The organism is Streptomyces sp. NPDC059564 (assembly GCF_042735575.1).
Taxonomy (GTDB): Bacteria; Actinomycetota; Actinomycetes; order Streptomycetales; family Streptomycetaceae; genus Streptomyces.
In genome coordinates, this window is record NZ_JBHWBP010000107.1 from 1 (window position 1) to 22,200 (window position 22,200).

The following is a 22,200-nucleotide window of genomic DNA, read 5'->3' on the forward strand; positions in this document are numbered from 1 at the left end:
CAACCCGAGTTGTGTTGGGTTCTGGGGGGCTGTTTTTTTTTAATAACCCCACTGTCGGGGCCGGGGCCGGCGTGGTGGTGGGGGGGGGGGGGGGCCGGGGGGTCCCGGGCGGGGGCTTGCGGTGGGCGGCGGGACGCTGGGGCTCCGACAGGCGGCGGATCGCCGCCATCGGGACGTGCAGCCAGTCGGGGCGGTGCCGGGACTCGTAGCGGGCCTCGTACACCGCCTTGTCGGTCTCGTACGCGCGCAGCAGGACGGGGTCCTCGCGCGGGTCGCGGCCGGTGGTACGGGCGTAGCCCTCGCAGAACGCCGCCCGGCAGGCGTCCGCCCAGGCGGGGGCGAAAGGCCGGTGCGAGCGGGCGGCGTAGTCGAAGGAACGCAGTATTCCGGCGATGTCGCGCACGGCCGGTTCGGGGCGCCGGCGGTCGGCCAGCGGCCGCGCGGGCTCGCCCTCGAAGTCGATCAGCGCCCAGCTGCCGTCGGCGGTGCGCAGGGTCTGCCCCAGGTGCAGGTCGCCGTGGATGCGCTGGGCGGGGACCCCGCTGCCCCGGGAGGCGGCCAGCGCGTCGAAGGCGCCGCGCAGCCCGGCCTCGTAGGGCTGGAGGGCGGGCACCTCGCGGGCGGTGGCGGCCAGCCGCGCGGTCATCCCGGCGGCGAGCCGGGCCGTCTGCTCGGGGCCCAGGGCCAGGGTGGGCAGCGCGGAGGCCAGGGCGCTGTGGACCTCGGCGGTGGCCCGGCCCAGCGCGTGCGCCTCGGCGGTGAAGTCGGCCCCCGCTCCGAGCCGGCGCAGGGCCAGCTGCCAGCCGTCGTCGGAGCCGCGCAGGTAGGGCTGGAGGACGCCCAGGGTCAACGGTTCTCCACCGGGCAGCTCTGCCTCGTACCAGGCGACCGGCGCGGGCACCCGGGCGCATCCGGCGGCGGCCAGGGCTCTGGGCAGCTCCAGGTCGGGGTTGACCCCGGGACCGACCCGGCGGAACACCTTCAGGATGTACGAATCCCCGTAGATCAGCGAGGAGTTGGTCTGTTCCCCGGACAGCGGCCGGGGGGCCAGCCCGGCCGGGACCGGGGCCTGCGGGTCCCGGTCGAAGCGCAGCGGCCCGAGCGTCCCGGGGGAGCGCAGCCGCTCCAGCAGGATCGCGGCGAGCCGGGGGTCGCCCAGTGCCTCGTACACCGCGCGGCCCGCGTACGGACCGGCCTCGGCGTGCCCGATGAGGGCCGGGGCGAGGGCGGGCGGCAGCGGGGACGGGCGGATGCCCAGGAGGAGTTGGTAGCAGTCCCCGTCCACGTCGAGGAGCAGGTGCAGCAGCCCGGGGGTGGATCCCGGCGGGAGCAGCTCGGCCGCGGAGACGGCCCTGATCCTGCTGATGGTGCGGCCCTTGCCCGCGAACCAGCGCTGGGTGGGCAGCCAGGCCCGCAGCATGGGTTCCAGCGGGCCGATCCCGGCGGCCCGGTCGGCCGTCAGCCGGCTCCGGGCGGATGCAGCCTCCGACATGGCGTCGCGTCCTTTCCCCGGGCCGTCACAGAATGCGCAGAGTGTCCCGGATGCGCGGCAGTTGCTTCTCCGGTATGTGCGAGTGTCGGGTCAGGATGATCCGTACAGGGGCGGGCGGTTGACCCAAACGAGTGCCCGCCCCGTACCGCGGCCCCGTCAGTCGGCGCGCTGGTCGCTCCGCAGGCGGAACCAGTAGAAGCCGTGGCCCGCCAGGGTCAGCAGGTACGGCCACTCGCCGATCGGCGGGAAGCGCACGTCACCGGTGAGCTCCACGGGGACCCGCCCGTTGAACGACCGCAGATCCAGCTCCGTGGGCTGCGCGAAGCGGGAGAAGTTGTGCACGCACAGCACCAGGTCGTCCCCGAACTCGCGGAGGAACGCGAGGACCGCCGGGTTGGACGAGGGCAGTTCGGTGTACGAGCCGAGCCCGAAGGCGGGGTTCGCCTTGCGGATCTCGATCAGCCTGCGGGTCCAGTGCAGCAGCGAGGAGGGCGACGCCATGGCCGCCTCGACGTTGGTGACCTGGTACCCGTAGACCGGATCCATGATGACCGGCAGGTTCAGCCTGCCCGGATCGCAGGAGGAGAAACCGGCGTTGCGGTCCGGGGTCCACTGCATCGGGGTGCGCACGCCGTCGCGGTCGCCGAGCCAGATGTTGTCGCCCATGCCGATCTCGTCGCCGTAGTAGAGCACCGGCGAGCCGGGCAGCGACAGCAGCAGGGCGGTGAACAGCTCCATCTGGTTGCGGTCGTTGTCCAGGAGCGAGGCGAGCCGGCGCCGGATGCCGATGTTGGCCCGCATCCGCGGGTCCTTGGCGTACTCGGCGTACATGTAGTCGCGCTCTTCGTCGGTGACCATTTCGAGGGTCAGCTCGTCGTGGTTGCGCAGGAAGATGCCCCACTGGCAGCGCTCCGGGATCGCCGGGGTCTTGGCCAGGATCTCGGAGACGGGGTAGCGGGACTCTCTTCGGACGGCCATGAAGATGCGCGGCATGACGGGGAAGTGGAAGGCCATGTGGCATTCGTCCCCGCCCTTCGCGTAGTCGCCGAAGTAGTCGACGACGTCCTCGGGCCACTGGTTGGCCTCGGCGAGCAGCACGGTGTCCGGGTAGTGCGCGTCGATCTCCGCGCGGACCCGCTTGAGGAGCTGGTGGGTGCGCGGGAGGTTCTCGCAGTTGGTGCCCTCCTCGGCGTACAGGTAGGGCACGGCGTCGAGGCGGAAGCCGTCGATGCCGAGGTCCAGCCAGAAGCGCAGCGCGGAGACGATCTCCTCGACGACGGCCGGGTTCTCGTAGTTCAGGTCCGGCTGGTGCGAGAAGAAGCGGTGCCAGTAGTACTGCTTGCGTACGGGGTCGTACGTCCAGTTCGAGGTCTCGGTGTCGACGAAGATGATGCGGGCGTCCTGGTACTGCTTGTCGTTGTCGGCCCACATGTAGTAGTCGCCGTACGGTCCGTCCGGGTCCTTGCGCGACTGCTGGAACCACTCGTGCTGGTCGCTCGTGTGGTTCATGACGAAGTCGATGATCACCCGCATGCCGCGGGTGTGCGCGGCGTCCACGAACTCCACGAAGTCGGCGAGGTCGCCGAATTCGGGCAGCACGGAGGTGTAGTCGGAGACGTCGTAGCCCCCGTCGCGCAGGGGCGAGGCGAAGAACGGCGGGAGCCACAGGCAGTCGACGCCGAGCCACTGGAGGTAGTCCAGCTTGGCGGTGAGCCCTTTGAGGTCACCCACGCCGTCGCCGTTGCTGTCGTGGAAGGAGCGGACGAGGACCTCGTAGAAGACGGCCCGCTTGAACCAGTCGGGATCGCGGTCCTTGGCGGGGGTGTCCTCGAAGGTGTCGTGGACGGGATCGTTGATCATCATGTGGTGGGTGACCCTCCGGTGGGCGGGGACGGTCGCAGAGCGGCCAGCACGTGCGCGGGCGTTCGGCCCGGCTCTAGGCGCACGTAGTTCGCCCTGCCCCAGTGATAGGTCTCGCCGGTGAGCTCGTCGCGCACCGCGAGGGACCCGTGCCAGTCGAGGCCGAGTACCGGCATGTCCAACGAGACCGTCGCCTCCTGGGTGTGGTGCGGATCGAGGTTGACGACCACCAGTACGGAATTGGCTCCGGCGTGCTTCGAATAGGCGATCACCTGTTCGTTGTCGGTCGTGTGGAAGTGGATGTCGCGCAGCTGCTGGAGGGCGGGGTTGCGCCGGCGCAGCCGGTTCAGGGTGGTGATCAGCGGGGCGATGGAACGGCCCTCGCGCTCGGCGGCGGCCCAGTCGCGCGGCCGCAGCTCGTACTTCTCGGAGTCCAGGTACTCCTCGCTGCCCTCGCGCACCGGCTCGCTCTCGCAGAGCTCGTAGCCGGAGTAGACGCCCCAGGTGGGGGAGAGGGTGGCGGCGAGCACCGCGCGGACTTCGAAGGCGGGACGGCCGCCCTTCTGGAGGTACGCGTGCAGGATGTCGGGCGTGTTCACGAAGAAGTTCGGCCGCATGACGGAGGCCGAGCGGTCCCCGGACAGCTCGGTGACGTACTCGGTCAGCTCGGCCTTGGTGTTGCGCCAGGTGAAGTACGTGTACGACTGCTGGAAGCCGACCGCGGCGAGGGCGCGCATCATGGCGGGCCGGGTGAAGGCCTCCGCCAGGAAGATCACGTCGGGGTCGGTCTTGTTGATGTCCGCGATCACCTTCTGCCAGAAGACGACCGGCTTGGTGTGCGGATTGTCGACGCGGAAGATCCGGACGCCGTGGTCCATCCAGTGGCGCAGGATCCGAACCGTTTCCTCGACGATGCCGGCCATGTCGGTGTCGAAGTGGACCGGGTAGATGTCCTGGTACTTCTTCGGCGGGTTCTCGGCGTAGGCGATCGTCCCGTCCGCACGGTGGCGGAACCACTGCGGGTTCTTCTCCACCCAGGGGTGGTCCGGGGAGCACTGGAGGGCGAAGTCGAGCGCGATCTCCATGCGCAGCTCGCGGGCGCGCGCGACGAAGGCGTCGAAGTCCTCGATGGTGCCGAGCTCGGGGTGGACGGCGTCGTGGCCGCCCTCCGTGGAGCCGATCGCCCACGGCACACCGGGATCCCAACTCCCCGCAGACAGCGTGTTGTTGGGCCCCTTGCGGTAGGTGGAGCCGATGGGGTGGATGGGTGGCAGGTACACGACGTCGAAGCCCATGGCGGCGATGGCCGGCAGCCGCTCGGCGGCCGTCCGGAACGTCCCGCTGACCGGCGCCTCGCCCGGTTCGAGCACCGCGCCTTCCGAGCGCGGGAACATCTCGTACCAGGAACCGAAGAGGGCCCGCCTGCGTTCGACGATCAGGGGCAGCGCCTTGGCCGCGGTGACCAGCTCCCGGTACGGGCGCTTGGCGAGCGCCGCCTGAACGGCCGGGGCCAGCGCGGCCGCGTACCGCAGCTCGACGGGCCGGTCCTCGTCGCGCATCGCGTCGGCGGCCGCCAGTACGGCCTCGCGGCCGTCGCGCTTGGGAATCTTGGCCGCGGCCCGCGTGTAGAGCTCCGCGCCCTCCAGCAGCATCAGCCCGGTGTCGAGGCCCGCCGGGATCTTGATCGCGGCATGGGAGCGCCAGGTGGCGACCGGGTCGCTCCACGCCTCGACGGTGTAGGTCCACCTCCCCTCGAGCTCGGCGGACACCCGGGCCCCCCACCGGTCGGTACCGGGGGCGAGCTCGCTCAGCGGGACGGGCGGGCGCAGCCGCCCGCTGGGATCGCGCAGCACGACGTGCGCGGCGACGGCGTCGTGGCCCTCGCGGAACACGGTGGCGGAGATTTCGAATACCTCGTCCACGACCGCCTTGGCGGGTCTGGCGCCGCAGTCGACGGCAGGGCGGACGTCCAGCACGGGAATGCGACCGATCATGATGGGATCACCTGGGGGCAGTTCGCAGGGCTCGGTGACAACAGTCCGGCCGTGAGGACGGCCGGTAGTGCACGCTCTGTTCGCTCTGTTTCTAGCCGCTCGGAAGACGGCTGGCCTGCGGGCATGGCCGCTCCTGTCCGCGTTCACTCGGGTGGCGGGGAAAGGTTGGGGGCGGGTGCGCCGTGCGTGTACCGCGCGTACCCGCAGAGCCCTGCCCCACTCACACCCCGCCCAATCCGCGTACTCGGTTAACTACTCGTACGTAGTCGCACGCCGTTCACCAAGCCCCGGATCGACATCCGCCGAGGCTCCGTCAAGTCGGTCAGGACTAACCGATGTACAGGCAGACACCCCCGCCCCACCCGTCACAGGAGCCGGGCGCCGGCGCGGAGTTCCCGGGCATGACGCGCGACCCTCGCGGGGCGCCGGCCCGAGGCGGGATGGCCGGGAAAAGGGGTCGGCGCTAGCCTTCCGGGGGCGCTCTGCGGGTGCACAGCGTGGTGCGGCCGCTCCGATCCGTCATCCCCTGCGAAGGTGGAACACGTGAAGGCTATCCGTCGATTCACCGTGCGCCCCGTCCTCCCCGAACCCCTCATGCCGCTCGCCGAGCTCGCGCGCAACCTGCGCTGGTCTTGGCATACGGAAACCCGCGAACTCTTCCAATCCGTCGACCCCGAGGGCTGGCAGGCCACCGGCGGTGACCCCGTCCGGCTGCTCGGCGCCGTGCCCGCCGCCCGCCTGGAGGAGCTCGCCGCCGACCGGCGGTTCCTGCGGCGCCTGGCCGTCGCCGTCGCCGACCTCGACGACTACGTCCACGGCGGCAGGTGGTACCAGAGCCACGAGAACAGCGCCGGGCTGCCCGCCGCCATCGCCTACTTCTCCCCCGAGTTCGGCATCACCGCAGCCCTGCCCCAGTACTCGGGCGGGCTCGGGATCCTCGCCGGCGACCACCTCAAGGCCGCCAGCGACCTCGGCGTCCCCGTCATCGGTGTCGGTCTGCTCTACCGGCACGGCTACTTCCGCCAGTCGCTCTCCCGCGACGGCTGGCAGCAGGAGCACTACCCCGTCCTCGACCCCCACGAGCTGCCGCTCTCCCTGCTGCGCCACGACGACGACGCCCCCGCCCGGGTGTCGCTCACGCTGCCCGGCGGCCGGTCGTTGCACGCGCACATCTGGCAGGCCCACGTCGGCCGGGTCCCGCTGCTGCTCCTCGACTCCGACGTCGAGGACAACGACGCCGGGGCCCGCGAGGTGACCGACCGGCTCTACGGCGGCGGCAGCGACCACCGCCTGCTCCAGGAGATGCTGCTCGGCATCGGCGGCGTCCGGGCCGTCCGCACCTACTGCCGGATCACCGGACATCCGGCCCCCGAGGTCTTCCACACCAACGAGGGCCACGCCGGGTTCCTCGGCCTCGAACGCATAAGGGAACTGGAAGGGGAGCAGGGCCTCGGCTTCGACGCCGCCGTCGAGGCCGTCCGCGCCGGGACCGTGTTCACCACCCACACCCCCGTCCCCGCCGGCATCGACCGCTTCGAGCGCTCCCTGGTCGCCCGGCACTTCGGGGAGGGCGGCGAACTGCCCTCCGTCCCCGTCGAGCGGGTCCTGGAACTCGGCGCCGAGACCTATCCCGGCGGCGACCCCGGGGTGTTCAACATGGCGGTCATGGGCCTGCGCCTCGCCCAGCGCGCCAACGGGGTCTCCACCCTCCACGGGGCCGTCAGCCGCGGCATGTTCGCCGGGCTCTGGCCGGGCTTCGACGCCGCCGACGTGCCCATCGCCTCCGTCACCAACGGGGTGCACGCCCCGACCTGGGTCGCCCCCGAGGTGATGCGGCTCGGCGCCCGGCAGATCGGGGCCGGGCGCACCGAGGACGCCCTCGCCGTCGGCGGTTCGCCCCGCTGGGACGCGGTCGCGCAGATCGGGGACCAGGAGGTGTGGGACGTGCGCCGGGTCCTGCGCGAGCAGCTGGTGCTGGAGGTACGGGACCGGCTGCGCGCCTCGTGGAAGCAGCGCGGGGCCGCCGACGCCGAACTGGGCTGGGTGGACTCCGTCCTCGACCCGGACGTGCTGACCATCGGGTTCGCCCGCCGCGTGCCCTCGTACAAGCGGCTCACGCTGATGCTCCGCGACCCCGAGCGGCTGCGCCGGCTGCTGCTGGACCCCGACCGGCCCGTGCAGATCGTCGTCGCCGGCAAGGCCCACCCGGCCGACGACGGCGGCAAGCGGCTCGTACAGGAGCTGGTGCGCTTCTCCGACGACCCCCGGGTGCGCCACCGGATCGTCTTCCTGCCCGACTACGGCATGGCCATGGCGCAGAAGCTCTACCCCGGCTGCGACGTCTGGCTGAACAACCCGCTCCGCCCGCTGGAGGCCTGCGGCACCAGCGGGATGAAGGCCGCGCTCAACGGCTGCCTCAACCTCTCCGTCCTGGACGGCTGGTGGGACGAGTGGTTCGAGCCCGACTTCGGCTGGGCCATCCCCACCGCCGACGGCCTCGGCACGGACGAGGACCGGCGCGACGACCTGGAGGCGAACGCCCTCTACGAGCTGATCGAGGGCCGGGTCGCGCCCCGCTTCTACGACCGGGCCGGGCGTGCGGGCCTGCCCGTGCGGTGGATCGAGATGGTCCGCCGCACCCTGGTGTCCCTGGGCCCGAAGGTGCTCGCGGGGCGGATGGTACGGGAGTACGTGGAGCGGCTCTACGCCCCCGCCGCGCTCTCCCACCGGGCCCTGGACCCCGCCGCCGCGCGGGACCTCGCCTGGTGGAAGGGCCGCATCCGGGCGGCCTGGCCGCGGGTGGCCGTCGAGCACGTGGAGGCCGTCGCCGCCGCGCCCGTCGGCGGCACCGCCGAGCTCGGGGCCACCCTCACGCTGCGGGTCCGGGTGGCGCTGGACTCGCTCGCGCCCGAGGACGTCGAGGTACAGGCCGTCGCGGGCCGGGTCGACGCCCAGGACGTGATCCGGGACGGGCGGACCTTCCCGCTCAAGCCCGCCGCCGGTCCGGACCTGGAGGGCCGCTGGGTCTACGAGGGCCCGCTCGCCCTCGACCGGACGGGGCCGTTCGGCTACACCGTACGGGTCCTGCCCGCGCACCCGCTGCTGGCGACCCCGGCCGAACTGGGCCTGGTCGCCGCGCCGGCGGACGCCGAACCGGTGGGCGGCGTACTGCTGCGCTGACCGCGCCGCTCAGGGGGCGGGCGGCGGGTCCACCAGCCGCCCGTCCTCCACCAGCATCCCGGCCCGCTTGATGTTGCGCAGCGTCGGCACCGACTCCACCTGCCGGATCCCCGGCAGCGCGCCGACCCGTTCGGTCAGGAACGTGTACAGCGCGTCGGTGTCCCGGCAGATCACCACCGCCAGCAGGTTCGCCGTCCCGGTCACCGCCGCCGCGAACGGCACCTCGGGGTACCCGCCCAGCGCCGCCCCCACCTCGGCCAGCAGTGCGGGCTTCACGGTCAGCAGCAGCGTGGTCTCGGCCTCGAAGCCCAGCGTGCGCGGCACGATCTCCACGTCGAAGTAGACGGCCCCCTCGGCGCGCAGCCGCTCCACCCGCCGCCGGGCCGTGGACTCCGACAGCCCCGTCGCCCGGGCCAGCTCCGGGAACCCCGTCCGGCCGTCCCGGCGCAGCAGGGCCAGCAGCGCGCGCTCGGTCGCGTCCAGCGTGTACCGGTCCGTACCGCCCGTCGGCGCGGGCGGCTCCAGCGCGGCCACCTGGTCCGGGCCCAGCACGTCCAGCCCGAACCAGCGCTCCGGCCCGCCCGTGTACATGCGCAGGATGGTGTGCGCGCTGACCCCGGTCACCCGGCGGGTGCGCGGCAGCTTGTCCAGCAGCAGCCCGTCACGGTCCTCCGTGGTGACGGCCCGGGTGGTGCAGTGGATGTCGGTGCCGCCGGAGCCCAGGTTCACCCAGGCGATGTCCGGGCGGCGGGCCAGCGCCTCGGCGACCGCGAGCGAGGCATCCGGAGCGCACTGCACCCGCAGCCAGGACTCGAACAGCCCGATCCGGCGGCCCAGCGGCAGCCCGACCACGCGCAGCAGCCCGCTCGTGCGCAGCCTGCGGTAGCGGCGTACGACGGTCTGGTCCGACACCTCCAGGACCTGCGCGAGCCGGCTGAAGGTGGCCCGGCCGTCGATCATCAGGGCCTGGACGAGCGCCAGATCCAGGGCGTCCAGCTCCGAGTGGTTCATGGTTTCCATCATGACAGGGGAGGCGATGGGGGAAATCCGTCAGCAGGGCGGTGCTGGATGGGGGTGCGGACCATTCGGCTGCCACCTTGGGAACATCCCCCAACCGGTTCCCGAGGAGAATTTCCCATGCGTAAATGGCTGCCCCTGACGGCGGTGTGCCTCGGGGCCTTCATGCTCCTGGTCGACGTCACGATCGTGACCGTCGCCCTCCCCGACATGGCCGCGGACATGCACACGAGTTTCGCCGGCCTCCAGTGGGTGATGGACGTCTACGCCCTCGCCCTGGCCGCCCTGCTGCTCGGCGCGGGCTCGCTCGCCGACCGGATCGGGCGCCGCCGCGTCTACCTCGGCGGGCTCGCCGTCTTCGCCGCCGCCTCCCTGGCCTGCGGCCTCGCCACCGGCCCCGCCGCGCTGATCGCCTTCCGCGCCGTCCAGGGCGTCGGCGGCGCGGCGATGTTCGCCACCACCATGGCCCTGCTCAGCTCCGCCTACCAGGGCCGCGACCGCGGGGTCGCCTTCGGCGTATGGGGCGCGGTCAACGGCGCCGCCGCCGCGACCGGACCGATCATCGGCGGGCTGCTGACCGAGCACTTCGGCTGGCGCTGGATCTTCTTCATCAACCTGCCCGTCTGCGCCCTGGCCGTCTGGGTGACCCTCAGGGCCGTGGCCGAGTCCCGCAATCCGCACGCCACCGGCCTGGACCTGCCGGGCATGGCCGCCTTCACGGCGGGCGCCGGAGCCCTGACGTACGCCCTGATCCGGGTCGGCGAGAACGGCTGGACCTCCGCCGCCACCCTCGGCCTGCTGGGCCTGGCCGCGGCCGCCTTCGCCGCCTTCGTACTCGTCGAACTGCGCAGCTCCCGGCCGATGCTGGACCTCGCGCTGTTCCGCAGCCCGAACTTCGTCGCCGTCATGGCGGGCGGCCTGCTGCTGTCCGGCGCGGCCTTCTCGTACCTGATGTACGTCTCCCTGTGGCTGCAGTCCGCCGAGGGCATGGGGCCGGTCCGGGCGGGGCTGGTGCTGGTGCCGATGAGCCTGGCCGCCTTCACGGTCTCGGCGGTGGCCGGGCGGCTGCTGCACGGGGCTCCCGCGCGCCTGAGCATCGGCGGCGGGCTGCTGCTGATCGGCGTCGGGGCGCTGCTCCAGGCCTGGATGCTGGACGCCGGGGACGGCTGGACGGCGCTGGTGCCGGGGCTGGTGCTGACCGGGATCGGCGTGGGGATGGCCACCCCGCCGCTGGCGGCCACCGCGATGGCGGCCGTGGCGCCGGCCCGGGCGGGCATGGCGGGCGGCGCGCTGAACACCGCCCGGCAGCTGGGCAACGCGCTGGGCATCGCGGTACTGGGCGTGGTGTTCCACGCCGGGCTGGTGTCCGGGCTCGGCGGGCAGCCGCGCGAGGCCGCCGACGTACTGGCCTCCGGCGGGGCGGGACACCTGCTCGCGGCGGCCCCGGCCGCGCGGGAGTGGGTGGAGGCCGCCTTCGCGAGCGGGCTGCGGGAGACCTTCCTGGCCTCGGGGGTGATGGGCCTGGTGGGCGCGCTGGTGGTGGTGCTGCTGATCCGCCGCCCCGCCGCGGTCGCCCCCGTCCCGGCGCGGGCCGCCTCCGCCGCCGCGGCGACCGGACCCGCCGAACGGGCTTCCGTCTGAGGCGGCGCCGTATGGGTGGCGGATGGCTCAGGAGCGCTCCGGGAGGGTGAACCTTCGAACGCACTGCGCATGCCGAATCGTTTCAGCAGTCCGGTCCGCTCCTACGCTGCCCGCGGATGCCCACCGGACCGGGCATCCACGGAACCCGAGAAACGGACTCCTTCATGCGCCTTCGCACCGCCGCAGCCGCGGTCCTCGCCTCCCTCGCGCTCGTCCTCCCCACCGCCGGCCAGTCGCTGGCCGCCGACCCGCACCACGACGGCCTCGGCGTCCTCTACTACCGGTACACCGACGGAGACAGTGACACGCGGACCGGGCAGATCCATCCCGCCGACAACGACACCTGCTACCAGCTCACCCACGCCCAGCGCCACCCGGCCTTCGCCGTGAAGAACGAGACGGAGTCCGTGGCGCTGCTCTTCCGCGACGGCCACTGCGGCGGCGAGCCCGAGGAGACGCTCTTTCCGGACCGCCGCACGGACAACCTGAACGTCCGGTCGGTCCTGTTCAAGCCGGTCGACGGGCACCACGGCCGTCACGACGACGACAACTGGGAGGACCGCGAGGACGAGGACCGCAACGGCGGTCCGCGTCACGCGCAGAACCGGACGGGCGACCTCATCAACCGGGTCGTCCACTCCATGCGCTGATCCGCACCCCGCGCACGACCGGGCCCGGCACCCCCTCGGGGGCGCCGGGCCCGGCCGCGTCGCGGGTCCTCAGCGGCCGCCGGCCCCCGCCGACAGGAACTCCACCACGTCCGCCGCCGTATAGGGGGAGGCGTCGGGCGAGAGCCGCGGCAGGAACGACAGGTCCTTGCCGATCGTCACCAGCGGCGGCTCCGTCCGCCCACCCGGCCGCCGCTGGGCCAGCCCGATGGTGGCCAGCAGCCCGTTGCACAGGCACCGCTTGCCCTCGGCGTCCGCCGCCGTCCCGCCCTTGCGGACGTACGCGGCCACCGGCTCCGAGGCGCACCGGTAGACCAGCCCGCGCGGCCCCCGGACGGGCGTGCGCAGGAAGCCCAGGTCGCAGACCCGGCGCCGGGCCGCTGTCACGTCCGGCTCGGAGACGGTGCCCGGCAGCTCCGCCACCTTGAAGGGGAAGGGCGTAGGGGAGGCCTCCGGGTCGTTACGGACCGTCAGGGTCCCGGCGTGCGCCCGGCCGAGCAGCTCCTCGCGCAGGTGGCGGGCCATCCCAACTCCTCGCACAGCGCGAACGCGCTGCCGATCTGCACCCCGGCCGCGCCCTCGGCCGGCTGGGGCATGGGGCACGTCCGTCGCTCGGTGGTCACCCGGACCTACGGCTGTGTAGGTTCGCTGGATTCCACTATCTCCCCGCGGCCGCCCGCCGCCGGGCGCCGAAGGTCCCGGCCTCGGGGGGAACAGGTCCCGCGGGGCGGGGTACTTGGGACGGGCACATGGGACGGGCACATGGAACAGGACCGCCCGGGGAGGTCATCTCTCCCGGGCGGCCCCGTGGTCTATCGGTTCAGCTCTGGTTCACCGCTGTCCCCGCGGGGATCAGAAGGTGAGCTTCCAGCTGTCGATCTTGCCGACGTCGGCGGAGGCGAGGTCCGCGACGCGCAGCTTCCAGACACCGTTGGCGACCTCGGAGGAGGCGTTCACGGTGAAGCTCTGGATGATGTTGTCCGCGCTGCCGCCGGTGCGGTTGCGCAGGTTGTAGAGGGTGCCGTCGGGGGCGACGAGGTCGACCTTCAGGTCACCGACGTACGTGTGCTTGATGTCGACGTCCACCTTGAGGGTGCTCGGCGCGTTGCCGGAGCGGCTCACGGTGATCGGCGACTCGACGGTGGCGTTGTCGTTGATCGTGTAGTCCGCGGTGTTCTCGAAGACGTTCTGCTGGGAGGTGCCGACCGTCCAGGTGAAGGCCGCCGTCCCGGTCTTGCTCGCCGAGTCGGTCACCGTGACGGTCACGTTGGACGTGCCCGCGGTGGTGGCCGTACCCGAGATCAGGCCGGTGGAGGAGTTGATCGACAGGCCGGCCGGCAGGCCGGTCGCCGCGTAGCTCAGCGCACCCGGGTTGGTGCTGGTCGCCTGGACCTGAAGGCTCACAGCGGTGTTGACCTGGGTGGTCTGGTTGGCGATCGGGGTGACCGAGACACCGCTGGGCGCGGGCCGGGAACCGACCGCGATGGCGGCCCAGGCGTTGGCCACGTTGTTGTACGTGACCGAGTTTGCGCCGTAGAGGTCGGCGGCGGCCTGGAGGGTCGCCGTACGGGCGGCCGCGTAGTTGGTGTTGGACTTGAAGTAGCCCACCGTCAGCGCGCGGAACCAGATCTTCGCGGCGGCGTCCCGGCCGATCGCGGTGACCGGGAGGTTGTCCGAGGTCGGCGAGTTGTAGCTGACGCCGTTGATGACCTTGGCGCCGGAGCCCTCGGACATCAGGTAGAAGACGTGGTTGGCCGGGCCCGACGAGTAGTGGACGTCGATGCCGCCGATGCCCGAGTACCACGCGTCCTTGGAGCCGCCGTCCTTGCTCGGCTTGTCCATGTAGCGCAGCGGGGTACCGTCGCCGTTGATGTCGATCTTCTCGCCGACCAGGTAGTCGCCGACGTCGTTCGGGTTGTTGGCGTAGAACTCGACCGCCGCCGCCATGATGTCGGAGGTGGCCTCGTTCAGACCGCCGGGCTCACCGCTGTACGTCATGTTGCCGGTGACCGAGGTCAGACCGTGGGTCATCTCGTGCGCGGCCACGTCGATGGACGTCAGCGGGTGCGTGTTGCTCGTGCCGTCGCCGTAGGTCATGCAGAAGCAGGAGTCGTCCCAGAACGCGTTGACGTACGCGTTGCCGTAGTGGACCCGGCTGTACGGGGCCACGCCGTCGTTGCGCAGGCCGTTGCGGCCGTGCACGTTCTTGTAGTAGTCCCACGTCAGCTGGGCGCCGTAGTGGGCGTCCGCGGCGGCGGTCTCCTTGTTGGAGGCGGCGCCGTTGCCCCACACGTCCGTGGTGTTGGAGAAGAGCGTGCCGGTGCCGGAGGAGCCACCGTTGAGGTTGTAGGTCTTGTGGCTGCCCCGGCCGGCGTCGGTCAGCGTGAAGTTGCTGCCCGACTGCGAGGTGCCCATCGTGACCTGGCCGCTGTACATGGTGTTGCCGGTGCCGGTCTCGATGGCCTGCCACTGGGTGATCTTCGCGCCGGTCTTGGCGTTGGTGACCACGTGGAGCTGGCTGGGGGTGCCATCGTCCTGGAGGCCGCCGACGACGGTCTCGAAGGCGAGGACCGGGACGCCGTCCGCGGCCCAGACGACCTTGCGGGCGCCCTTGTCGGCCTTGGCCTGCTTGGAGCCCTCGGCGTTCGCGGCCGAGACGGCCTGGCCCTCGGCGGCGGCGGGGGTGACCGTGGCGTTGGTGTCCGAGACCTTGATCTCGTGGTTGGTCGCCTTGGTCACGCTCTTGGTGGCGCCGTCCTTCGCGTGGACGGTGAGGTCACCACCGAGGACGGGAAGTCCGTCGTAGGTGCGCTCGTACGTGGTGTGCGTGGTGCCGTCCGCGTCCTTGACCACATCGCGGACGACGAGCCTCTCGCCGCCGCCGAGGCCGAGCGCCTTGGCGGCCTGCGTGGTGGTCGAGTTGGCCTCGGCGAGGAGCGTCGCACGCTCCGAAGCGCTGAGTACGAGGGCGGCCGCACCCGGGTTGGGCTGGGCTGCCGTGCGGGCCTGCGACGCGGTGGCGTCGGCGGTGGCGGTTCCGGCCTGTATACCTACGGCGAGCAGGGCTGCCGCGGCTACGAGTGCTCCGGCCGCAGTGGCACGCCTCTGGGGGGTGGAACTCAACGCAGACTCCTTCTGCAAGGGGGGTTCCGGATGGCTGGGTGGGCCTCCGGGCAGATCAGGGCTGGTGCGATGAACGGATCGAAGAGTGCCATCTGTTGGCCGTGATGTCAGGGCCGCGTCAAAGGATTGGCTGGAAACGGTTCGTTGTCCGAAGAGACGTATCCGGTATCCGAACCATTCACCTTCGTGTGGGAGAAAGGGGCCCGGGATCCGGAATGGTTGATACCGGTACTTAACGCTTGGGCAACGAGAGGCCTCGTTCACCCAAATGGCATTTAACGTACGGGTGTTTGTCGTACTGTTTCCCGGTGCGGCCGATGTCCGTCGCCAGGGGAAGCCACGGGCACGCGCCACCGACACAGACCACGTGCCAGGGGGGCCCATGAGGCATGTCCATTTTCCTGCGCAAAGAGTGGCCAGACCGGCCGTTGATGCGGAGGGGTCTGCGACTGCCCCCGCCCGGCGGCTCGGTGACAAAGCCCGCTGGTATCTCCCGGTGGCGGTGACCGCCGATTTCGTCGGCGCCGCCGCGCCGGTCGGCCTGGTTTTCGACGCCGCGCAGCAGGCCAGGCCGGTCGCCTGCGCCCTCGCCGCCGCGCTGGCGTGGACCGGAGTGCAGGCCCTGCGCCGACGTTACGCCTCCCGGGCGCTCGGAGAATCCCGCGGTGTGCTGCCCGTCGTCCATGACTGGCTGATTCTGATCGGCGTGTTGGCCGTCGCCCGGGTGCTGACGGGGGAGGGCACCCCCCGGCTGGCCGCCCTCGGCGCGCTGCTGCCCGCCCTCCTCGTCACCGTCGCCTGCCACAAACTGACCTACCGTCACCTCTCCGCCGCCCGCCGGGAGGCACACGCCGTCAGCCGGGTGCTGGTGATCGGGGAGCCGGACGCCGCCGAGCACGTCATCGGCCACCTCGCCGCCCGCACCGACCACCCGTACGTCGTCGTCGGCGTGGTCCCCGTCGGCGCCGGTTCCCTGACCAGCGGGGTGCCCGTCGCGGCCCGGCTGGATCCCGGGATGCCGAAGGCGCCGGGCGGCGACTGCGCCGCCGTCCTGGGCGCCGTCCGCACCCACCACGCCGACCTGGTGCTGGTGGCGCCGGGGGCGCGGATCGCGGGGGAGCGGCTGCGCCGGGTGGCGTGGGCGCTGCACGACGAGGGGCTGGAGCTGGCCGTCTTCCCCGGGCTGGTCGAGGTCTCCGTCAAGCGGCTGGAGACCCTGTCCGCGGGCGGGCTGGCCGTCCTGCGGGTCGCGCCGCCCGTGCGCAAGGGGGTGCAGACCCTGCTCAAATCGGTGCTGGACCGGGCCGGCGCCGGGGTCGGACTGCTGCTGCTCTCGCCGCTGTTCCTGACGGTCGTCCTGGCGATCCGGCTGGGCTCGCGCGGTCCCGCCTTCTACAGCCAGCGCCGGATCGGCCGCGACGGGGTGCCGTTCGTCATGTGGAAGTTCCGCACCATGGTGGTGGACGCCGAACTGCTGAAGGCGGAGCTGTCGGGGGCCAACGAGAGCGACGGCCTGATGTTCAAGATGCGCCGCGATCCCCGGGTGACCCGGGTGGGCCGCCTGCTGCGCCGGACCTCGCTGGACGAACTGCCCCAGCTGGTCAACGTGCTGACGGGCAGCATGTCCCTGGTCGGCCCGCGCCCGCCGCTGCCGGAGGAGGTGGCCGAGTACGACGAGGTCGAGCTGCGCCGGCTCACCGTACGGCCCGGGATGACCGGCCTGTGGCAGATCAGCGGGCGGTCGGACCTCTCTTGGGACGAAACGATTCAGCTTGATCTGCAGTACGTCGACAACTGGTCGTTCACCAGCGACGTCGACGTGATGGGCCGTACGCTCCGCGCCGTCGTCGACGGCCGCGGAGCGTACTGAGCCGTGGTGGAGTCAGCCCTGCCGGCTCTGGTCGAGCCACCAGCGGTAGGTGGAGGCGATGCCGTCGCGCAGCGGGATGCCCGGCTTCCAGCCCAGCGAGGTCAGACGGGACACGTCGAGCAGCTTGCGCGGGGTCCCGTCCGGCTTGGACGTGTCCCAGGCGAGCCGGCCGCGGAAGCCGGTCACCTCGGCGACCGTCTCGGCCAGCGCCTTGATGGTCAGGTCCTCGCCGCAGCCGATGTTGACGGGCTCGTCGCCGTCGTAGCCCGCCAGCAGCACCGCGCAGGCGGCCGCGAGGTCGTCGACGTGGAGGAACTCCCGGCGCGGGGTGCCCGATCCCCACAGGGTGACCTCCTCGCGGCCCTCGGCCGCCGCCTCGTGGAAGCGGCGGATGAGTGCGGGCAGGACGTGCGAGGACTCCAGGTCGAAGTTGTCGCCCGGGCCGTAGAGGTTCGTGGGCATGGCCGAGATGTACGAGGCCCCGTACTGCTTGCGGTACGACTGGACCTGGACGATGCCGGCGATCTTCGCCAGGGCGTACGCCTCGTTGGTGGGCTCCAACGGACCGGTCAGCAGGGCGTCTTCGCGGATCGGCTGCGGGGCGAGCTTCGGGTAGATGCAGGAGGACCCGAGGAACAGCAGCCGGCCGACCCCGGCGGCGTGCGCTCCGGCGATGACGCTCAGCTGGATCCGGAGGTTGTCCTCCAGGAACTGCACCGGGTACGTGCTGTTGGCCATGATCCCGCCGACCTTGGCGGCGGCCAGCACGACCGCGTCCGGGCGCACGTCCCGCACGTACGCCTCCGTGGCGGCCGCGTCGCGCAGATCGAGGTCGGCGCGGCCGCGGGTGAGCACCTCGTGGCCGTCGGCGGTGAGGCGGCGCACGACCGCGGACCCCACGAGGCCGCGGTGTCCGGCGACGAAGACGCGGGCGTGCGGGGGCAGGAGCGGCGAACTAGTCATACCGCCGATGATGCCAGTCCGCTGGCCGCGGTTTTCCCGGGAGCCCGCATCCCGGGAACCCACATCCCGGGAGCCCGCATCCCGGGAACCCACATCCCGGGAGCCCGCATCCCGCGCCCCCGGAGTCCGCGAGCGGCGCGTCGCCCCTCCCCGGGGGACCCGCCCCGGCCCCGCCGCCCCGGAGGCGGGCTCCGCCCCGCGGACGAAGTACCGTACGCATCCAGCCCCGGCCCGGGGGTGCGACCCCGGCCGGTCGGGCCGGGCGCGGCACGCACACGAACGACAGCTACCACCAACTGGGGGACCCCATGGGCAAGACCGCACTGATCACCGGCGTCACCGGACAGGACGGCTCGTACCTCGCCGAGCTCCTGCTCTCCAAGGGCTACACGGTGCACGGGCTCGTGCGGCGGTCCTCGAGCTTCAACACGGAGCGGATCGACCACATTTACCAGGACCCGCAGACGGCGAACCGTTCCTTCGTGCTGCACCACGCGGACCTGTCCGACGGCGTCGCCCTGGTGAACCTGCTCCGCGACATACGCCCCGACGAGGTCTACAACCTCGGCGCGCAGTCCCATGTCCGGGTCTCCTTCGACGCCCCCCTCTACACCGGCGACGTGACCGGCCTGGGCGCGCTGCGCCTGCTGGAGGCCATCCGGGCCAGCGGCGTGGACACCCGGATCTACCAGGCCTCGTCCTCCGAGATGTACGGCGCGACCCCGCCGCCGCAGAACGAGGGCACGCCGTTCCACCCGCGCAGCCCCTACGGCGCCGCCAAGGTGTTCGCGTACTGGACCACGGTGAACTACCGCGAGGCGTACGGCATGTTCGCCGTCAACGGGATCCTCTTCAACCACGAGTCCCCGCGCCGCGGCGAGACCTTCGTGACCCGCAAGATCACCCGCGCGGTCGCCCGGATCAAGGCCGGTCTCCAGGACCGCCTCTACCTCGGCAACCTCGACGCGGTCCGCGACTGGGGCTACGCCCCGGAGTACGTGGACGCGATGTGGCGGATGCTCCAGCAGGACGAGCCGACCGACTACGTGGTGGCCACCGGAGTCGCCGCGACCGTCCGCGAGTTCGTCGAGTCCTCCTTCACCCACGCGGGCCTCGACTGGAACGAGCACGTGCGCTACGACCCCAAGTACGAGCGCCCGAGCGAGGTCGACGCCCTCATCGGCGACGCCTCCAAGGCGCAGGAGATCCTCGGCTGGAAGCCGTCGGTCCTGGTGCCGGAACTGGCGCGGATCATGGTGGACTCGGACGTCCGGCAGGTCGAGGACCAACTGGCGGGCGCGAGCGTCCGTATCGACCGCTGAGGGCTTATATATTTCCCCTACGATTTGCCGTGTCCCGGTCATCTCCGAGGCTCTACGCGGTCCTGACCGGGTCAAACCTGCCGTATGTCCGAAGTGCGCCCTCCGTGTTGAACCCTGTTGATTCCAAGTTGGCATGCAATTGGGTCAAGTGAGGTGACCGGGCCCTCGCGTGAGCCCTAGTCTGCGCCAGTACATATGGCTGTTCGGATAGTTCCAGCCATCAAACCGGGCGATTGCCCTGGGGGGCTCATGCGTAGATCCAGAGGGCTGACTGCTGCCCTCGTCCTGTCACTGGCCGGCGCCGGCACCGGCCTGGGCCTGGTGCTGATGCCCGCGGCGTCCGCCATCACGCCGCCCGTGGCATTCACCGCCGACGAACTGCCCACGTGGCAGCCGAACGGCGTCGTCTTCGCCATGGACCAGGCGGGCGGCACCGTCTTCGCCGGCGGCACCTTCTCGGCGGTCCGCCCGCCCGAAGGCTCCGGCACGGGCACCGAGCAGGAAGCAGTGAACTTCGTGGCGCTCGACGCCGCCACGGGCAACCCCACCGCCTGCAAGCTGGCCTTCACGATCGGCGACGGCACCGCGACCGTACGGGCGCTCGCCGTCTCGAAGGACAAGAAGACCCTGTACGCGGGCGGTTACTTCGGCGCCGTCAACGGCACCCCGGTCTCCAGCCTCGCGGCGATCGACATCGAGAGCTGCACCCCCAAGGCTTCGTTCCACCCGAGCGTCCCCGCCACCGTGCGCGCGCTCGCCGTCACCGACGACACGCTGTACGTCGGCGGCGACTTCGGCACCGTCGAGGGCCAGACCCGCGAGCGGTTCGCCGCGGTCGACGCGGGCTCCGGCGCGCTCAAGCCCTTCACCGCCAACGCGGACGAGCCGGGCCGCGCGATCGAGGTCAGCAACGACGGGAAGAACGTCCTGCTCGGCGGGGACTTCTTCTCGGTCAACGGCTCCAACACGCACGCCCTGGCGGTCGTGAACGCCACCACCGGCGCCGTCACCAAGACCTACAGCAACATCCCCTCCAACTCGGTGGTCAAGCACATCGCGGCCGACGCGACGGGCTACTACACGGGCAACGAGGGCTCGGGCGGCGGTGTCTTCGACGGCCGCATCGGCCTCGGCACCGACTTCAACGAGAAGTGGCGCGACCGCTGCCTGGGCGCCACCCAGTACGTGCTGCCGTACGACGGGGTGCTCTACAGCTCCTCGCACGCACACGACTGCTCGCTGGAGAACCAGTTCCCCGACGGCAAGCGCAACTTCCTGCTGGCCGAGCGGACCGACCACCAGGGCGCCGCCCCCGCGCCCGTGGACGGTTTCGTGCCGAGCCCGCCGAAGCTGGGCTGGCACCCCACCGCCAACGACGGCATCGGCGAGGGCATCGGCCCGCGCGTCATGTCCGTCGCGGAGAAGAACGACGTCAAGTACCTGTGGGTCGGCGGTGAGTTCACCCTCATCAACGGCAACCCGCAGCAGGCCCTGACCCGCTTCGCCTCCACCGGTGACGTCGGCGCCCCGACCACCCCGGTCGCCAGTGCCGGAAGCGTCAGGCCCGGCGAGGTCCAGGTCCGCTGGCGCACCAGCTACGACGCCGACGACAGCGAGCTGACCTACCGGATCTACCGCAACGGCTCGGCCACCCCGATCGCCACGGTCGCGGCCTCCTCGCTGGAGTGGGAGCGCCCCCAGGCCTCCTGGACCGACACCACCGTCAAGGCCGGCCAGGCCTACACCTACCGGGTGACCGCCACCGACGGCGCGGGCAACACCAGCGCCCTGTCGGCGAACGCCGCCGTGACCGTCCCGGCCTCGGTCCAGGCCTACCCGGACAAGGTCCGCGCGGACGGCGCCGGCCTGTACTGGCGCTACGACGACACCGTCAGCCCGTACGTGGCCGACTCCTCGGTCTCCGGCAACACCAGCGGCGTCCAGGTCGCCTCGCCGACGCTGCGCCAGAGCCCCGGCGCCGTCACCGGCACCAGCACGGCCATGGGCTTCAACGGCACCACGCAGCAGGTGTACAGCGACCACCGCCAGTCCGTCGGCACCTCGTACTCCATCGAGACGTGGTTCAAGACGAACACCACGCGCGGCGGCAAGCTCGTCGGCTTCGGCAACAACACCGTCAACGCCAGCGGGACGTACGACAAGCAGATCTACATGACCAACACCGGTCGGCTGATGTTCGGCGTCTACAACGGCTCCTCGCGCACCGTCACCACCGGTCTCTTCGAGACGTACAACGACAACAAGTGGCACCACGTCGTCGCCACGCAGGGCCCCGGCGGCATGACGCTGTACGTCGACGGCCAGAGCAAGGGCACGAACAGTGCCACGAACTTCACGCCCTACACGGGCTACTGGCACGTGGGCGGCGACAACCTCAGCAGCTGGCCGAGCCGTCCGACCAGCAGCTTCTTCGCCGGATCCATCGACGAGACGGCCGTCTACCCGTCGGTGCTCACCCAGGCCCAGGTCAAGTCCCACTTCGACCTGGCCAAGGCGCCCGTCGACACGGTCACCAAGGTCATCGCCTCCGAGGACACCTACATCAACCAGGGCGCGCCGAGCACCGCGTACGGCACGTCCACCCAGCTCGCGGTGCGCGGCTCCTCGGCGTACGAGTCGTACCTGCGCTTCACCCTCCCGGCCGCTCCGTCCGGGCAGGTCCTGAAGTCGGCCTCCCTGCAGTTCAAGACCTCGACGCAGGCCGGAGCCGGCAGCGCCGACACCGTGTCCGTGGTCCCGGTCACCGGAACCTGGAGCGGCACGGGCACGACGTTCAACACCAAGCCCACCCTCGGCACCACCCCGCTCGGCACCATCGCGGGCGTGCCGGACGGCTCGGCCGTGCAGAACGTCGAGCTGGACACCACCGCCGTCTCCGCCGTACTGGGCAGCGGCTACAGCCTCGCCCTGACGAGCACCGGCACCGACGCCCTGTGGCTGTGGTCCTCGGAGTCGACGGCCGCGGACGCCGCTCCGCAGCTGATCCTCACCTTCGGCCCGAAGTAACCGCCTGACGGCGTACGGGGCCCGGCCGACTCGCGCCGGGGCC

13 protein-coding genes are annotated in these 22,200 nt (G+C 71.7%); 6 read left to right on the plus strand and 7 right to left on the minus strand.

All coding sequences use genetic code 11. From position 1 onward, the window contains the following. The 3 genes from ACFV0Q_RS19675 to ACFV0Q_RS19685 all read right to left on the minus strand — a co-directional run. The coding region (locus ACFV0Q_RS19675) for a phosphotransferase (RefSeq protein ID WP_385006984.1) at positions 1-1,492 on the minus strand (1,492 nt) is incomplete at its 3' end. 156 nt (positions 1,493-1,648) lie between these two features. Then, positions 1,649-3,355 carry a maltose alpha-D-glucosyltransferase gene (gene treS, locus ACFV0Q_RS19680; protein ID WP_385006986.1) on the minus strand — a complete coding sequence of 569 codons (1,707 nt, stop codon included), beginning with the start codon at positions 3,353-3,355 and terminating at the stop codon, positions 1,649-1,651. Next, positions 3,352-5,346: a maltotransferase domain-containing protein gene (locus ACFV0Q_RS19685; protein ID WP_385006987.1), complete on the minus strand. Its 1,995-nt coding sequence runs from the start codon at positions 5,344-5,346 to the stop codon at positions 3,352-3,354. Before ACFV0Q_RS19685 ends, treS begins: the two co-directional genes overlap by 4 nt. A gap of 543 nt (positions 5,347-5,889) precedes the next feature. Here ACFV0Q_RS19685 and glgP point away from each other — a divergent pair. Beyond that, the gene (gene glgP, locus ACFV0Q_RS19690; RefSeq protein ID WP_385006989.1) at positions 5,890-8,526 is read left to right on the plus strand and encodes an alpha-glucan family phosphorylase; all 2,637 of its coding nucleotides are present in this window, start codon (positions 5,890-5,892) and stop codon (positions 8,524-8,526) included. A gap of 9 nt (positions 8,527-8,535) precedes the next feature. Here the strand turns inward: glgP and ACFV0Q_RS19695 are convergent, their stop codons facing one another. After that, positions 8,536-9,537, minus strand: a complete 1,002-nt coding sequence (locus ACFV0Q_RS19695; RefSeq protein ID WP_385006992.1) for an Lrp/AsnC family transcriptional regulator — start codon at positions 9,535-9,537, stop codon at positions 8,536-8,538. A gap of 126 nt (positions 9,538-9,663) precedes the next feature. Here ACFV0Q_RS19695 and ACFV0Q_RS19700 point away from each other — a divergent pair, with 126 nt between their 5' ends. Both ACFV0Q_RS19700 and ACFV0Q_RS19705 read left to right on the plus strand, forming a co-directional pair. Then, positions 9,664-11,184 (plus strand): MFS transporter, encoded by a 1,521-nt coding sequence (locus tag ACFV0Q_RS19700; RefSeq protein WP_385006994.1) that lies wholly within the window; start codon positions 9,664-9,666, stop codon positions 11,182-11,184. 164 nt (positions 11,185-11,348) lie between these two features. Further along, entirely contained in the window at positions 11,349-11,834 is a 486-nt protein-coding gene (locus ACFV0Q_RS19705; RefSeq protein ID WP_385006996.1) for a hypothetical protein, read from the plus strand. Between the two features lie 69 nt (positions 11,835-11,903). On the opposite strand, the gene ACFV0Q_RS19710 is transcribed toward ACFV0Q_RS19705, so the two are convergent. Together ACFV0Q_RS19710 and ACFV0Q_RS19715 are read right to left on the minus strand one after the other, a co-directional pair. After that, positions 11,904-12,377, minus strand: coding sequence for a hypothetical protein (locus ACFV0Q_RS19710; protein ID WP_385006998.1), 474 nt, complete (start codon positions 12,375-12,377; stop codon positions 11,904-11,906). A 327-nt stretch (positions 12,378-12,704) separates the two neighbouring features. After that, entirely contained in the window at positions 12,705-14,975 is a 2,271-nt protein-coding gene (locus ACFV0Q_RS19715; protein ID WP_385007000.1) for a M4 family metallopeptidase, read from the minus strand. Between the two features lie 382 nt (positions 14,976-15,357). On the opposite strand from ACFV0Q_RS19715, the gene ACFV0Q_RS19720 reads away from it, so the two are divergent. After that, positions 15,358-16,845, plus strand: a complete 1,488-nt coding sequence (locus ACFV0Q_RS19720; RefSeq protein ID WP_385007003.1) for a sugar transferase — start codon at positions 15,358-15,360, stop codon at positions 16,843-16,845. A gap of 12 nt (positions 16,846-16,857) precedes the next feature. Here the strand turns inward: ACFV0Q_RS19720 and ACFV0Q_RS19725 are convergent, their stop codons facing one another. Then, positions 16,858-17,808 carry a GDP-L-fucose synthase family protein gene (locus tag ACFV0Q_RS19725; protein ID WP_385007005.1) on the minus strand — a complete coding sequence of 317 codons (951 nt, stop codon included), beginning with the start codon at positions 17,806-17,808 and terminating at the stop codon, positions 16,858-16,860. 308 nt (positions 17,809-18,116) lie between these two features. On the opposite strand from ACFV0Q_RS19725, the gene gmd reads away from it, so the two are divergent. Both gmd and ACFV0Q_RS19735 read left to right on the plus strand, forming a co-directional pair. Next, entirely contained in the window at positions 18,117-19,130 is a 1,014-nt protein-coding gene (gene gmd, locus ACFV0Q_RS19730) for a GDP-mannose 4,6-dehydratase (protein ID WP_385007006.1), read from the plus strand. Between the two features lie 249 nt (positions 19,131-19,379). Next, entirely contained in the window at positions 19,380-22,157 is a 2,778-nt protein-coding gene (locus ACFV0Q_RS19735; protein ID WP_385007008.1) for a DNRLRE domain-containing protein, read from the plus strand. Positions 22,158-22,200: the final 43 nt, after the last annotated feature.

What these genes read in the sequence shown, in the direction of transcription:
- ACFV0Q_RS19685 (WP_385006987.1), bottom strand. Translation starts at nt 5,346, where the DNA reads ATGATCGGTCGCATTCCCGTGCTGGACGTCCGCCCTGCCGTCGACTGC.
- ACFV0Q_RS19705 (WP_385006996.1), top strand. Translation starts at nt 11,349, where the DNA reads ATGCGCCTTCGCACCGCCGCAGCCGCGGTCCTCGCCTCCCTCGCGCTC.
- ACFV0Q_RS19725 (WP_385007005.1), bottom strand. Translation starts at nt 17,808, where the DNA reads ATGACTAGTTCGCCGCTCCTGCCCCCGCACGCCCGCGTCTTCGTCGCC.
- ACFV0Q_RS19695 (WP_385006992.1), bottom strand. Translation starts at nt 9,537, where the DNA reads ATGAACCACTCGGAGCTGGACGCCCTGGATCTGGCGCTCGTCCAGGCC.
- ACFV0Q_RS19735 (WP_385007008.1), top strand. Translation starts at nt 19,380, where the DNA reads ATGCGTAGATCCAGAGGGCTGACTGCTGCCCTCGTCCTGTCACTGGCC.
- treS (WP_385006986.1), bottom strand. Translation starts at nt 3,355, where the DNA reads ATGATGATCAACGATCCCGTCCACGACACCTTCGAGGACACCCCCGCC.
- gmd (WP_385007006.1), top strand. Translation starts at nt 18,117, where the DNA reads ATGGGCAAGACCGCACTGATCACCGGCGTCACCGGACAGGACGGCTCG.
- ACFV0Q_RS19700 (WP_385006994.1), top strand. Translation starts at nt 9,664, where the DNA reads ATGCGTAAATGGCTGCCCCTGACGGCGGTGTGCCTCGGGGCCTTCATG.
- ACFV0Q_RS19710 (WP_385006998.1), bottom strand. Translation starts at nt 12,377, where the DNA reads ATGGCCCGCCACCTGCGCGAGGAGCTGCTCGGCCGGGCGCACGCCGGG.
- ACFV0Q_RS19720 (WP_385007003.1), top strand. Translation starts at nt 15,358, where the DNA reads ATGAGGCATGTCCATTTTCCTGCGCAAAGAGTGGCCAGACCGGCCGTT.